Source organism: Serratia sp. JSRIV004 (assembly GCF_019968705.1).
Taxonomy (GTDB): Bacteria; Pseudomonadota; Gammaproteobacteria; order Enterobacterales; family Enterobacteriaceae; genus Chania; species Chania fonticola_B.
Genome location: NZ_CP074140.1, coordinates 220,921 through 235,133 on the forward strand (window position 1 = coordinate 220,921; position 14,213 = coordinate 235,133).

12 protein-coding genes and 1 tRNA gene are annotated in these 14,213 nt (G+C 53.6%); 10 read left to right on the forward strand and 3 right to left on the reverse strand.

The genetic code is table 11. The annotated features are described in order from the left end of the window. Window positions 1-6: 6 nt before the first annotated feature. The 3 genes from terD to KGP21_RS00965 all read left to right on the forward strand — a co-directional run bounded on the left by terD (window position 7) and on the right by KGP21_RS00965 (window position 2,671). Window positions 7-585, forward strand: coding sequence for a tellurium resistance membrane protein TerD (gene terD, locus KGP21_RS00955; RefSeq protein WP_021807715.1), 579 nt, complete (start codon window positions 7-9; stop codon window positions 583-585). A gap of 72 nt (window positions 586-657) precedes the next feature. Beyond that, on the forward strand, window positions 658-1,233 hold the full coding sequence (locus KGP21_RS00960; protein ID WP_021807716.1) for a TerD family protein: 576 nt from the start codon (window positions 658-660) through the stop codon (window positions 1,231-1,233). Window positions 1,234-1,426: 193 nt separating this feature from the next. Beyond that, window positions 1,427-2,671, forward strand: a complete 1,245-nt coding sequence (locus tag KGP21_RS00965) for a VWA domain-containing protein (RefSeq protein ID WP_223536953.1) — start codon at window positions 1,427-1,429, stop codon at window positions 2,669-2,671. Window positions 2,672-2,741: 70 nt separating this feature from the next. On the opposite strand, the gene KGP21_RS00970 is transcribed toward KGP21_RS00965, so the two are convergent. Continuing rightward, on the reverse strand, window positions 2,742-3,440 hold the full coding sequence (locus KGP21_RS00970; protein ID WP_037376573.1) for an HAD family hydrolase: 699 nt from the start codon (window positions 3,438-3,440) through the stop codon (window positions 2,742-2,744). A 442-nt stretch (window positions 3,441-3,882) separates the two neighbouring features. Between KGP21_RS00970 and KGP21_RS00975 the strand changes: the two genes are divergently transcribed. Next, window positions 3,883-4,119, forward strand: coding sequence for a DUF4282 domain-containing protein (locus tag KGP21_RS00975; RefSeq protein ID WP_021807719.1), 237 nt, complete (start codon window positions 3,883-3,885; stop codon window positions 4,117-4,119). A gap of 65 nt (window positions 4,120-4,184) precedes the next feature. On the opposite strand, the gene KGP21_RS00980 is transcribed toward KGP21_RS00975, so the two are convergent. Continuing rightward, the gene (locus tag KGP21_RS00980; protein WP_179253824.1) at window positions 4,185-4,934 is read right to left on the reverse strand and encodes an NAD(P)-dependent oxidoreductase; all 750 of its coding nucleotides are present in this window, start codon (window positions 4,932-4,934) and stop codon (window positions 4,185-4,187) included. Between the two features lie 629 nt (window positions 4,935-5,563). Between KGP21_RS00980 and bglF the strand changes: the two genes are divergently transcribed. The 3 genes from bglF to KGP21_RS00995 all read left to right on the forward strand — a co-directional run bounded on the left by bglF (window position 5,564) and on the right by KGP21_RS00995 (window position 10,170). Next, window positions 5,564-7,441: a PTS beta-glucoside transporter subunit IIABC gene (bglF, locus tag KGP21_RS00985; RefSeq protein ID WP_094983250.1), complete on the forward strand. Its 1,878-nt coding sequence runs from the start codon at window positions 5,564-5,566 to the stop codon at window positions 7,439-7,441. A 23-nt stretch (window positions 7,442-7,464) separates the two neighbouring features. After that, window positions 7,465-8,865, forward strand: a complete 1,401-nt coding sequence (locus tag KGP21_RS00990) for a glycoside hydrolase family 1 protein (RefSeq protein ID WP_179249313.1) — start codon at window positions 7,465-7,467, stop codon at window positions 8,863-8,865. Between the two features lie 369 nt (window positions 8,866-9,234). Continuing rightward, complete coding sequence (locus tag KGP21_RS00995) at window positions 9,235-10,170, forward strand: IS110 family transposase (RefSeq protein ID WP_059199132.1); 936 nt, start codon at window positions 9,235-9,237, stop codon at window positions 10,168-10,170. A 97-nt stretch (window positions 10,171-10,267) separates the two neighbouring features. Here KGP21_RS00995 and KGP21_RS01000 read toward each other — a convergent pair whose 3' ends face one another. After that, a complete protein-coding gene (locus KGP21_RS01000) occupies window positions 10,268-10,867 on the reverse strand; it encodes an HD domain-containing protein (RefSeq protein ID WP_021807723.1) in 600 nt (199 codons plus the stop codon). 130 nt (window positions 10,868-10,997) lie between these two features. Here KGP21_RS01000 and KGP21_RS01005 point away from each other — a divergent pair, with 130 nt between their 5' ends. From KGP21_RS01005 to KGP21_RS01015, 3 genes are all read left to right on the forward strand, one after another. After that, a complete protein-coding gene (locus tag KGP21_RS01005; protein ID WP_024486966.1) occupies window positions 10,998-11,423 on the forward strand; it encodes an organic hydroperoxide resistance protein in 426 nt (141 codons plus the stop codon). A 222-nt stretch (window positions 11,424-11,645) separates the two neighbouring features. Next, complete coding sequence (gene eptB, locus KGP21_RS01010; RefSeq protein WP_094982243.1) at window positions 11,646-13,340, forward strand: kdo(2)-lipid A phosphoethanolamine 7''-transferase; 1,695 nt, start codon at window positions 11,646-11,648, stop codon at window positions 13,338-13,340. Window positions 13,341-13,465: 125 nt separating this feature from the next. Next, window positions 13,466-13,542 (forward strand) — tRNA-Pro (locus tag KGP21_RS01015). The last annotated feature ends 671 nt before the right edge of the window (window positions 13,543-14,213 follow it).

Consider the following 14,213-nt stretch of genomic DNA (forward strand, 5'->3'; position numbering starts at 1 on the left):
AGAACAATGAGTGTTTCTTTATCTAAAGGCGGTAATGTTTCCCTGAGTAAAGCAGCCCCAACCATGAAGAATGTGTTGATTGGTCTGGGTTGGGACGCACGCTCCACCGATGGTCAAGACTTTGACCTGGATGCCTCTGCATTCCTGCTGGCCGCAAACGGGAAAGTGCGCGGTGATGCTGACTTCATTTTTTATAACAACCTGACTTCTTCTGACGGTTCCGTTACCCATACCGGTGACAACCGTACGGGTGAAGGCGACGGTGATGACGAATCTCTGAAAATCAAACTGGATATGATCCCAGCGGATGTCGACAAAATCGTGTTTGTGGTCACTATCCACGATGCGCAGGCTCGTCGTCAGAGCTTCGGCCAGGTATCCGGTGCCTTTATCCGTTTGGTGAACGATGACAACCAGACCGAAGTGGCCCGTTACGACCTGACAGAAGATGCGTCCACCGAAACCGCCATGCTGTTTGGTGAGCTGTATCGCAACAACGCCGAGTGGAAATTCCGCGCGGTAGGTCAGGGTTATGCCGGTGGCTTGGCTTCCGTGTGTGCTCAGTACGGCATCAACGCGTCCTGATCGATAAGCTAGTTAATATGACGGGCAGTACACTACTGCCCGTATCATCCCCTACAAAGCAGGAGCTTTAAAATGGCAGTTTCTCTCGTAAAAGGCGGTAACGTATCCCTGACCAAAGAAGCACCAACCATGAACATTGCCATGGCTGGCTTAGGTTGGGATGCGCGTGTCACCGATGGCCAAGGGTTTGACCTGGACGCCTCCGTATTTATGGTTGGTGATGACGGTAAGGTGCTGGGCGACAGCAGCTTTATCTTCTTCAACAACAAGAAGAGTGCCTGTGGTTCCGTTGAGCACCAGGGCGACAACCGCACCGGTGAAGGCGATGGCGACGATGAGCAGGTCAAAATTGAGCTGAGCAAAGTGCCTGCTGAAGTCAAGAAACTGGTTTTCGCCGTGACCATCTATGATGCCGAAGCGCGTAAACAGAACTTTGGCATGGTCAGCAACAGCTACATGCGTATCTTCAACAACGATAACGGCACCGAAATCGCCCGCTTCGACCTGTCTGAAGATGCCTCTACCGAAACCGCGATGGTGTTCGGCGAGCTGTATCGCAACGGTGCCGAGTGGAAATTCAAGGCAGTAGGCCAAGGTTTTGCCGGTGGCCTGTCCGCTCTGGCTTCACAGCATGGCGTGAATATCTAAGATAGGCTCGTTGCCAGTGTGAGAACCGAGGTCAGGGGCTACAGATTAACCCCTGCATCTGATTATGGCTCCGCATCAGCTCCCTCTCCCTGTGGGAGAGGGTTGGGGTGAGGGGGATTACACGCTCCCCTTGCCCAGTCCCACCATCAATATCCCCGTTATGGAAAAGCTATTTTAACAGGAGGTTATCCTGATGATTTTACAGTCCGGCCAGAATCTGGTGGTCAATGGCACCCAGCTCAACCTGACCCTGCAGTATCCCGCCAACCCTGGTTTTAAGAGTGAGCCTGATACCGCAGTATTCCTGCTGAATGCCGAGGGCAAAGTCCGTGGCGATGCCGATTTTATCTTCTTCAATCAAACCGCTACCCCCAACCGCAGCGTCGTTTTACAAACCACCCACCAAAGCAGCACCCTCTCGTTAGATCTAAGCAAAATTGACGCCGATGTTAGCAAAATTGCCATCACTTTGGTGATTGATGGCTTGGACGCGATCTCTGGGCTGCAACACCTGAAAATGGATGCGCAGAACGTTGCCCAATACAGCGTAGAAACCCCGGGTCGTCAGGAGAAGGCGCTGATTGTCGCTGAAATTTATCGCCATGCTGGTAACTGGAAGCTGCGCGCACTGGGGCAAGGGTTTAACGGTGGCCTGGAGCCGCTGGCGTTAAACTATGGCGTTGATGTGGCTCAGCCAGCGGCGCCTGCTACTCCGCCGCCGACCGTCAGCCTAGAGAAAAAACTGCAGGATAAAGCCCCGCATTTGGTGAGCCTGGCGAAGAACGTCACCGTCAGCCTGGCTAAATTCAATCTGCAGTCGCTAAAAGCCAAGGTTGCGTTCGTGCTGGATGCTTCAGGATCGATGAGCGGGCAGTTCAAAAAGGGCAATGTGCAGGCGGTACTGGATCGCATCGCCGTGCTGGCCGTACAGTTTGATGATGACGGCTCGATGGACGTCTGGGGCTTTGCCGAAAAACATGCCAAATATCCCGATGTGACGCTGGATAATCTTGATGGCTATATCAAGGCGATCCAGGGCAGCGGCAAGCGCTCAATGTGGGAGATCCTGCCAAAACTGGGTGGCACCAATAATGAGCCGCCGGTGATGGAGGAGCTGATCGATACGTTTAAGCATAGCGATATGCCGGTGTATGTGGTGTTTATTACCGACGGTGGCATCAGCAAAACGCGCCAGATCAAAGAGGCGATCAAGCGTTCGGCCAATTATCCGATTTTCTGGAAGTTTGTCGGCCTGGGTGGCTCGAATTACGGCGTGCTGGAAAAGCTGGATACCTTCACCGATCGCCGGGTGGATAACACCAACTTCTTCGCGATTGACGACTTTGCCACGATGAAGGAAGACCGTTTGTACGATCTGCTGCTGGAAGAGTTTAAAGAGTGGTATGACGCGGCCAAGGCGGACCGGATTATTGTGTAGCCATGAGCCCTGGCCCTTCTCCCACAAGGGAAGGGCTAGGGGGAAATAGTGTTGCTGGGGCTGGTAATGGTTACCGTTGTTGGTTCGTCTTGCCGATGACATTAGGCTCCGCCACGCGCAACCTTTTGATCGCAGAGCGGCGCTTTGACCAGGCCGGATGGAAATGCCGCCAGTGCGCATCCTGGGCAGCCGCCAACAGTTCGTAGTCCCCACGGGTATCGCCCCAGGCTCTGAGATGATAGTTCCCCAATGGGCCGTAGATACTTTCCAGGCGTTCAACCTTCTGCCCACAGCGGCAGTTATGGCCGGTGATGCGCCCGGTGAGTTTACCGTCGACCACTTCCAACTGAGTACCAATCAGCTTGATGCCCAAACGATCGGCAAACGGCTGTAGCACCAGGGCTGGTGAAGCAGAACAAATCGTGACTTCAGCGCCGGAGCTGACCTCCATGGCAACCGCAATCAGCCCGGAAGGGCGCATCAGCTTGGTCCAATAGGCCGAACAAAAGGCTTCCGCCTGCTGGCGGAACCAGTGCTCATCAACCCCGGTCAGGAAAACCTTAATCAGGGTTTCTTTTAGCTCGTCGCGGGTGAGTTTTTTGCGCATATGCTTAAATGCAGGCTGCGCCAGCCGCAATAAGCGACGGGCAAATACGCGCCGGCCAAAAGCGAAACGCAGGAATGGGATAAAACTGTCGTGGTGAGTCAGCGTTCCGTCAAAATCAAAAACCGACAAAACTTGCGTTGTCCGACTTGCCTCTGTATCCATTTTTAAATCATACCTCTACTGTGCAACACAGGGCATTCCCCCCAATCCTGTGGATGATAGCAGAACTCCCCCGCAGGTTGAATTTTTGCCAGCCAAGCCTGCGGCGGTGGCGCTAACCCTAGTGACGGGCATGTCACCCCATTAAAGCATATGGGGTTCAAGGGCTATGAAAACCAGCAATCTAGCTACCACCGGTAAACCTTGCCCATTCCTGCTGATGCTCGCTGGCAGATTAGCATTCAGAAAGGGTAGCTCATCTGACCTGGCTCGGGAGTTTTCCCAGGTAACATCAGATTTGAGCATCGCTACGCCCTTAAACGTAGGGATAACAATCCATCACATCTTCTTACCTTTTGTCATCTTTGGCCAGTATACTTAATTCCAGCTTGAGGGCACTTTGCCGCTCAGGAATGGTCAACCTTAACGAATGAAGGGATACACAATGAAAAATATTTTCTTTTTTGATGCGATGCTGACGCCGAAAATCATTACCGGCGTTTATTGGCTTTGCCTGCTGGGCATCCTGGTCGGTGGCATCGGGTCGATGTTCTATGGTGAGTTTTTCCGTGGGCTACTGGCCATGATCATTGGCGGTGTCTTTACCCGTGTCTGTTTTGAAATGGTGATCATCGCCTTCAAAAATAACGAGTACCTACGCAAGATTGCTGAAAAGCCGTAATGTGGTGAACGGCAGACATTTCCTCACCGGGCTCACAACGCAGAGGCGCAGCGTACTGCGCCCACTCAGCTAAACCCGAGCAGGGTAAACGCATCGTCCTCGGGGTAGTAATCCAGCAGTCGCGTGGTCTCCTCTAACGACAGTCGCTTATAGCGATTGTTAGAGATGCCATGCACCACCGCATGCTGCACGTTGGTAACGCGGATGCAGCGATCGAGCAGATCGGCGGCATCCCGGTGGCTCAGGAAGGCGCTCATATCCCGCGCGCTGATCTGTTGCCCCGCTTCCAACGTCGTGAAGTTGGCAATCCGCACCGACAGTGCAGAAAGCCCCTCCTGATGGGCAAAATAGGCGGCGATCCCTTCGCCAAACGCCTTGCTGGCCCCGTACATATTCTTCGGCTTCGGCGCATCGTCCGGGCGCACCTGGTAATCCAATGGATAGCCTTCCACCGCTTGTGCACTGCTGGCAAACACCACGCGTTGGCAGCCTGCGTCTTTCGCTGCCCGGAAGATGTTGAATGTACCAAGGATGTTGTTGTTCATCAGTGAAGAACAGAAATCGGCATCCGCCGAAGGATCGGCAGCCAAATGCAGCACGGTATCGATGTTGACGCAGGCTGCCCGGCAAGCGTCGATATCGGTGATATCGAACGTCAGTACCTCGTCATTGGGCCGCAAATGAGAGATCAGGCCAGCTTTTTTTTCCGCCAGGCGAAAATCGTAACGATGGCCAGCGAACTGCCTGAACACGGTAGCCACTCGGCCACCGGCACCGGTAATCAACACCCGCCCAAGCTCTGTACGTAATGCCATGGCGACTACGTTCCCTAAAACAAATTTTCTGGAGTCTAGTAATAATACTCCGAACTATATTTGTCCATCTTTAGTTAGTACTTCTGATGTGTTTTCTGGGCTAATTAAGATTTTACTTAGTATTTATACGGGTTTTAAGAGGGTTTTTAGGCTACTCAAAAATGAGTATAATGATAAGATCGATGAAACAAACAGGTCGAAAATAAATCGTAATTCGATGTTATTTAATGGTTTTAGTCTTTATTGATTATGTTTTGTTGCGTGTTAAGACATGTCTTTACTGTAAATTACACTCCGGAAATAGGTTAAATTATGTAATGTTTTTGTGGCTGGGTAGCGCTACAAAAGTGCTGAAGGGATGACAGGGGATTTTGTCTACCGGATCACACTTCGGCAACTTTGTGGCGGAAAGCCTTGCCGCACTGAAAAACAGAATGTTACCGTCATAGCTCAACCGATTTAGGATTGTCACTGCTTTGGCAGGCAAAACCTAAACCTCGAGTTTCTGTTTCCCCATGTTGGGATCAGAGGCCGCGAGGTTTAGGTTTTTTTTTGCGCTGAATTCCTCCACGACGATTGGCCATCGCCGTGGCTGGGGAGCAGCAAGGTTAAGCGTTAAGGATGCAACCATGAAATATCAGGAATTAGCCAGTGAGATCTTGGCCGGCGTCGGTGGCCGCGACAATGTGAAAAGCCTGGTGCATTGCGCCACCCGCCTGCGTTTTAAACTGCAAGAACACGGTAAGGCGGATGCGGAGGCGCTGAAGAAAAATCCGGGCGTCATCATGGTCGTGGAAAGCGGTGGCCAGTTCCAGGTGGTGGTAGGTAACCACGTCGGGGAGGTTTATAACGCCTTGAATGCGCAGCTTGGTGCGGGTGAGGAAACGCCCGCCAATGCACAAGAAGATAAACAGGAAAACCTGCTCAGCCGCTTTATCGACGTGGTTTCCGGCATTTTTACCCCGTTGCTTGGTGTGATGGCGGCTTCGGGGATCCTGAAGGGCTTCCTGGCGTTGAGCCTGGCCTGTGGTTGGCTGTTGGAGAGTAGCGGCACCTACAAGCTGCTGTTTGCGTCGAGTGACGCGCTGTTCTATTTCTTACCGATCATGCTGGGTTACACCGCAGGTAAGAAATTTGGCGGTAACGTTTTTGTCACCATGGCTATTGGTGGAGCGTTGACGCATCCGCTGATGATGGGGGCTTTTGAGGCGGCTCAGCTTCCGGGTGCCCAGCCGGAGTATTTCCTCGGCATCCCTATTACCTTTATCAACTACAGCTCGTCGGTCATTCCGATCATTTTTGCCGCCTGGGTATCCTGCCGCCTGGAGCCGCTATTTAACCGCGTGTTGCACAGCGCACTGCGTAATTTCGTGACGCCGTTGATGTGCCTGGTGATCACCGTGCCGCTCACCTTCCTGCTGATTGGCCCGGCGGCTACCTGGCTGAGCCTGATGTTGGCCAATGGCTATCAGGCTATCTATGCCTTCAACCCGATCGTGGCCGGTGCCTTTATGGGCGCGGCCTGGCAGGTCTGTGTGATCTTCGGCCTGCATTGGGGGCTGATACCGCTGATGCTCAACAATATGAGCGTGTTTGGCCGTGACACTCTGTCTCCACTGCTGCTGCCTGCGGTGATGGGGCAAGTGGGGGCTACGTTGGGCGTGATGCTGCGTACCCGCGATGCCAAGCTGCGGGTGATGGCGGGCTCTGCCGTTACCGCCGGTATCTTCGGTATTACTGAGCCTGCTGTATACGGGGTCACGCTGCCAAACAAACGGCCATTTATTTTCGGCTGTATTGGCGGGGCGCTGGGTGGTGCGGTGATCGGTTACTTCCACACGGCAACCTACTCGTTTGGTTTGGTCAGTATTTTCACCTTTGCCCAGATCATTCCGGCGGGCGGCTTTGATGCGACGGTCCTGGGGGCGATTGCCGGTACCTTGGTATCGTTTGTGTTTGCGACCATTGCCAGCTATCTGTTCGGCCTCGTACCGCCAGCGGAACAACCGGCTGAAGCGGCCCCGGCCCCAGCTCCACAGGCATCTCTCAACCGCAAGCAGCAGGTCACCAGCCCGATTGCTGGCGACATCATCCCGTTGGAACAGGTTCAGGATGCCACCTTTGCCAGCGGCCTGCTGGGTAAAGGCGTGGCCATTATGCCGCACCAGGGCCGTGTGGTGGCCCCAGTCAATGGCTATGTGGCATCGCTGTTCAAAACCAAGCACGCCATCGGCATTGAATCGGATGAGGGGGCTGAGGTGCTCATCCACGTGGGTATCGATACCGTCAAGCTTAACGGCCTGCATTTTACCGCCCACATCAAAGAGGGCGATCGCGTTAAACAGGGCGATCTGCTGATCGAGTTTGACCAAGAGGCGATCCGTGCCGCAGGTTTCGATACCACCACGCCGATCATCATCAGCAACAGTGACGACTATGTCGATGTGCTCACCAGCGGCCAAAGCCCGGTGCAGGAACAGGCACCGCTGCTGACACTATTACGTTAATCAGGTTTATTGAGGAGAAAGCGATGAGTTGCAAATTTCCACAGCATTTTCTATGGGGCGGCGCGGTCGCGGCAAATCAGGTAGAAGGCGCGTATCTGGAGGATGGCAAAGGCCTTTCGACGTCAGATCTGCAACCCCAAGGGATCTTTGGTGGGCTGACGCCGCGCGTTGCCGGAGACAGCGGTATCAAGGATGTGGCGATCGATTTCTACCACCGTTACCCTGAAGATATCGCGTTGTTTGCCGAGATGGGCTTCAAGTGCCTGCGTACCTCGATCGCCTGGACGCGTATCTTCCCGCAAGGGGACGAAGAAGTGCCGAATGAAGCCGGGCTGGCATTTTATGATCGACTGTTCGACGAGATGGCAAAATACGGCATTCAGCCGTTGATCACCCTGTCGCATTACGAAATGCCCTATGCATTGACGCAAAAGTATGGCGGTTGGGGCAATCGCCAACTTATTGAGTTCTTCGAGCGTTACGCCCGCACGGTGTTCGAGCGTTACAAGCACAAGGTCAAACACTGGCTGACCTTCAATGAGATCAACATGTCGCTGCATGCGCCGTTCACCGGCGTGGGTCTGCCGGAAGACAGCAGCAAAAGCGAGATTTACCAGGCGATCCACCATCAGTTGGTAGCCAGCGCCAAGGCGGTAAAAGCCTGCCATGAGATCGTGCCGGACGGTAAGATCGGCAATATGTTGCTGGGCGGTATTCTTTATCCGCTGAGCTGCAAGCCGGAAGACCTGTTGGAAACCCAGCGCCAGAACCGCGACTGGATGTTCTTTGGTGACGTGCAGGTGCGCGGTGCGTACCCGGCCTATATGAAGCGCTTCTTCCGTGAGAACGGCATTCAGGTAACGATCACCGAGGAAGACAAGCAGGCGCTGCGCGAAACCGTCGACTTTATCTCCTTCAGTTACTATATGAGCGGCTGTGTCACCACCGACGAAGAAAAGAACCAGACCGCCCGGGCCAATATCCTCAACATGGTGCCTAACCCGCATCTGGCAAGCTCGGAATGGGGCTGGCAGATTGACCCGGTGGGGCTGCGCTATCTGCTCAACGTGCTGTATGACCGCTATCAGAAACCGCTGTTTATCGTCGAGAACGGCCTGGGGGCGAAAGACCGCATCGAGGCCGACGGCAGCATCAACGACGATTACCGCATTGACTATATCAACGATCATCTGGTGCAGGTTGCGGAAGCGATCGACGATGGAGTTGAGGTGATGGGTTATACCAGTTGGGGGCCGATCGATCTTGTCAGTGCTTCCAAAGCGGAGATGGCGAAGCGCTACGGCTTTATTTATGTCGATCGCGATGATGCAGGTAAGGGCAGCCTGGAGCGCCGCCGCAAGAAGAGTTTCTACTGGTATCGTGATGTGATCCACAGCAACGGCAGCAGCTTGAAGATCAAGTAATTACTCAGGAAAACAGGCCCCTCACCCCAACCCTCTCCCACAGGGAGAGGGAGCTGCCCCGGTGTTGCGGTCGGGTGCTGCGATCGCTTTGTCCTGCCTAAAAGGGATCTGATTGGGGGCAATGGCCAGGTAATTTCTGCAAATGATAGTCAACTCGATCGGTCCCCTTGTATGTTTAAGGTACTTTAATTACCCGCCCAAAGGCGGGTAGACTTTAACCGAGTTGTACCTGACGCTACAGCCCGATTCCCCTCTGGGACAACAAGCCCGTGGGAGAGCTTATGGCGTGGCGTCAGTTTTCCTGTTAACCCGAACAGCTGCCAGGGCGGCATCAGCCAGCCCGTATCTTACAAGGCCGGGAGACTTGAAATGACTGAACATGCAACCGTCGGTATCGACATTGCCAAAGACACTTTTGACGTATACATCGACCCAACTCGGCAGCTTCTGCATCTGGATAACACACCGGAAGGCCATCAGCAGTTGCTGAGTTCGCTCTCTGCCATCACCGTCAAGCTTGTCGTGATGGAGGCGACAGGCCGATATCACTCATTACTGGCCGCCACGCTTGAGTTGGCTGGGTTACCCGTGGCCGTGGTCAATCCACGCCAGGTAAAAAACTTCGCTCGTGCGCTAGGGACCCTGTACAAAACCGACCCGAATGATGCGCGTATCATCTGCGAGTTTGGCCGGAGAATGGAGCCCGAAGCCCGCCCCACACCGGATGAACAGACGCAGCGTCTGGCCGGGATGGTGACCCGCCGTCGCCAACTGGTCGATAACAGGACCATGGAGATAAACCGCTATAAAAGCTGCGATGACGTGGTGGTCTCAGCGGGCATCAAGCGGCATATCGACTGGCTGACCGCTGAAATCCGGGATGCAGATGACGATATCGACAGGCAAATAAAAGTGATGCCTCTGTGGCGGGAAAAGGCGACGTTGTTGGAGGAAGTCAAAGGTATCGGGCCGACAACGATGGCGGTGCTTCTTGCGATGTTGCCGGAGCTGGGGAGGCTGAATCGGCACAAAATAAGCGCGTTGGTTGGCGTGTGTCCCTATGCCCATGACAGTGGAAAAATGAAAGGGAAGCGAAGTATCTGGGGAGGGCGAAGCGCGGTGCGTTCAGCGCTATACATGGCGACCTTGTCAGCGGTGCGGTACAACCCGACAATCCGGGAGTTTTACGAGCGCCTGACAGGGCGTGGAAAACCGTTCAAGGTGGCGGTAACCGCCTGCGTGAGAAAGCTGCTAACCATCCTGAATGCGATGCTGCGGGATAATAAAAAATGGGTGACAAATTAATCATCACCCGTTGACTTTAAACACAGCTGCTCTCCCTGTGGGAGAGGGCTAGGGTGAGGGGCCATAGCAGTGCTTATGTCTCCCACCTATCTCAAGCTTACGTCACCTCGTTTGCCTGATATCGCTGCCGGGCATGGTCAAACCAACGGGCCGGGACGTTATGCGGAGGCAGCTGCAGCGCCTGCAAGCCCTGTTCGATGATATAGCTAGCCTGCCGCCACAGCTGTGGATCGCCTTCGGTCAGCACTTCCAGCAGGCGCTGTTTTTCCACCAGGTAGGTTTTGGCGAAGTGGCTATCGTATTGCAGCAGGGAACGGGTGTTGTCGATCAAATCGGCCAGCTTGATGGTTTTGGCCTGTGGGGAGGCATTGGCGCTGTGGCGACGATCGCGGTTCTTGCGTTGATAGCGATTTTCCGCGCTGCCGACGCTGACGTTGGTCAGCATAGCGACCAGGCTGGCAACCTGCAGGCCAAAATGGCTTTCGATATCGGCCAGCGTAGAGGGGGTATCTTCCACGGTGTCATGCAACCAGGCCGCAGCCAGCATCTCTTCGCTGTGCGGCACGCTGCTGACAATCTCCATCACTGCCTGCGGATGCACAATATACGGGTCGTTCGTGTATTTGCGGCGCTGATCGATCGCTCCATGCGCTTTGGTGGCATAGCGGCGGGCGCGTTCGGCCAAGGTGTCAGTCATGCTTTGATTTCCCTGCGGCATCCGATAGATAGAACTTAGCATACCGTGCTTAACGTCGGTTGTGCGAGCCTGGGCTACGCGCAGAATGGTCTACACTGGATCGGGTCACCAACCCGAAAAGGAACGATCTATGTCTATTGAGAAAGTGGTTTATCGCGCCCATGCCAAGGCAACCGGTGGCCGAGACGGCCGTGCAACCTCATCCGACGGCGTGTTGGACGTGAAATTAGGCGTGCCGAAAGAGATGGGCGGCGCCGGTGGGGAGGTTACCAACCCTGAGCAACTGTTTGCCGCGGGCTATTCGGCCTGTTTCCTGGGGGCACTGAAGTTTGTCGCCTCGAAGGAAAAAGTGAAAATTCCTGCTGAAGCCTCCATCGAGGGCACCGTCGGTATCGGTGAGATCCCCAACGGTTTTGGCATTGAGGTTCAACTGGATATCAGCTTGCCGGGCGTTGAGCGTAGCGTCGCGGAAGACTTGGTGAAGAAAGCCCATGTGGTCTGCCCCTACTCCAACGCCACGCGCGGCAATATCGATGTAACCCTTAACATTAAATAATGTTCTCTGCCAATAACCGGTGAAAGAGGGGGACAGTGCTCCCCCATTCACAAGTCCTGTCTCCCCGCTATTTTTCTCACAAAATTGGCAAAAAATGCTCGTTTACTGAGATTTTTCTTGATTCTGTTCTGCAGAATGATGCTTATTGCCCATCGGCTGAACCTGAGGGCATATCGACTGTCTGATGGTTTCAGAACTTGAAGCCCGGAGCCACTGCGTTACATGAACAAAGTTAAATCGCTATCACAGCAGAATTTATCGTTATTGTTAGCGATCTATATCGGCATCTTTTTAAACCTTTCCGTTTTCTATCGTCGTTTTGATTCTTTTGCGCACGGCATTCAGGGGATCAAGGTGGTTTCTGCGGTGACAGAAGTCATTGCCATTGTCCTGTTCACCTTCTTTATCATGCGGCTGGTATCCCTCGGGGGCCGGCTGTTTTACCGCATCGTCGCCTCTTTGCTGGTATTGATCTCCGTCGCTGCCAGTTACTACATGACGTTCTTCAACGTGGTGATTGGCTATGGGATTATCGTTTCGGTGATGACCACCGATATCGATCTCTCCAAAGAGGTGGTCGGGCTGAATTTTGTGCTGTGGATGATCGTGGTCAGCGCTTTGCCGCTGTTGTGCATCTGGAGCAATAACCTGCGCGATACCCTGATCGAACAAATGAAAACGCCAGGGCAGCGGATTAAGCCACTGTTGATCATGTTGGCGGTGGTCGCGCTGGTGTGGCTGCCGTTGCGTACCTTGGATAAAGAGCAAAGCGCACAGGAAAAGATCACCAATATCGATCTGCCGAGCTATGGGGGGGTGGTTGCGCACTCTTATCTGCCTTCCAACTGGCTTTCGGCGCTGGGGCTGTTTGCCTATACCCGTTATGATGAAAGCTCGGATGCAGCCAACATGTTCGATCCCAGCAAGAACTTTACCTATGTTGCGCCAGAGGGCATTGATGACACCTACGTGGTGTTTATCATCGGTGAAACCACCCGCTGGGATCATATGGGCATCCTGGGCTATGAGCGTGATACCACGCCAAAGCTGTCGCAGGAGAAAAACCTGGTGGCATTTCGTGGGGAATCTTGTGATACCTCTACCAAGCTTTCGTTGCGCTGTATGTTCGTGCGCGAGCATGGTACCTCGGATAACCCGCAGCGAACCCTGAAAGAGCAGAATATCTTTGCCGTACTGAAAGAGCTGGGCTTCAGTTCCGAACTGTTCGCGATGCAGAGCGAGGTATGGTTCTACAACAATACTGATGTAGATAATTATTCATTCCGTGAAATGATCGCCTCAGAGAAGCGTAACGACGGTAAATCGGTGGACGATATGCTGTTGGTGGATGAGATGAAAGAGTCGCTGGCCCGCCATCCCAACGGTAAGCATCTGGTGATCCTGCATACTAAAGGGTCGCATTACCTCTATTCACAGCGCTATCCGCGTAGTTTTGCTCGTTATCAGCCGGAATGCATGGGCGTGGATGAGTTCTGCTCCAAAGAGCGCTTGATTAACGCCTATGACAATTCGGTGCTGTACACCGATACCTTTATCGACAGTGTGATTGACCAGGTGCGCGATAAGAAGGCTATCGTGTTCTACGCGGCCGACCATGGCGAATCCATTGGTGAAAACTCGCACCTGCATGGTACGCCGCGTGAAATGGCCCCGCCGGAGCAGTTCCGTGTGCCGATGATCGTCTGGGCTTCCGATAAATACCTCGAAGACCCACAGCACAAGAGTGCGTTTGAGCAGTTGCAGACCCAACAGCGTGTGGGCCAGCCGCACCGTCACGTAGAACTGTTTGACTCTATCCTCGGCTGCCTGGGTTACACCTCGCCAGACGGTGGTATTGTTGAGAGCAATAACTGGTGTCGTCTGCCGCAGAGTAAAGCGGACGCCAAAGTGCTGTAAACCGAACCTGAAAGGCCGTATCCGCTCAGATACTGGCCTGTTTGGCGCTTTTAGCGCCACTTGGTGTGCGGGGGTGAAAAAGAGATTGACGCGTATACGGCCCGGCAGTAAGATGCGCCCCGCATCGGCGAGTAGCGCAGCTTGGTAGCGCAACTGGTTTGGGACCAGTGGGTCGGAGGTTCGAATCCTCTCTCGCCGACCACATTCAAGAAAGCCCGCTTTTTTAAGCGGGCTTTTTTACGTCTGGAGTTTATGAGGATGAGAACCTCCGCGGAGGTCGACAAATCTGTCGGGAACAGATTTGCATATCGCGTCAGCGATACCCCGAAGTGGCGAGTATCATGGACGATACGAGTGAATCCTCTCTCGCTGAGTACATTCAAGAAAGCCCGCTTTTTTAAGCGGGCTTTTTTACGTCTGGAGTTTATTGCTCAGGCTGCCTTACCAATGACAAAATCGAAATGGATTTGGTCGTAGGGGAAAATCACCCCGGCTGTACCCTTATCAACGATGCCGCAAGCCAACAACGCCTGAAGATCCGTATGCACAGCTTTGACATCCCGCTCAACGCGACGAGCAACTCCTGCCCGTATGGCAAAAAATGTCTACCTCTAGCTAGGCATCAATAGTGTGAGGGGAAGTAGAGGCTGGCAAGAGGGCTCTTTTAATGGTTGCGAGTCCACTCGCAACGTGGGGTCAGTAGCCAGCGGAATGGTAAGAAATCCCTCACGCACAACCCCTCCACCCAGCTCCCTCTTTCGGGTAGTGCCCCAGCATTTCCTCCTGTCTTTTACCAGGATCACAAAAATAACCGCTCAGATATTCATCATTCAGCAATAATCTTTTTTGGTTTTTTATTGGAGGTTAATGCTG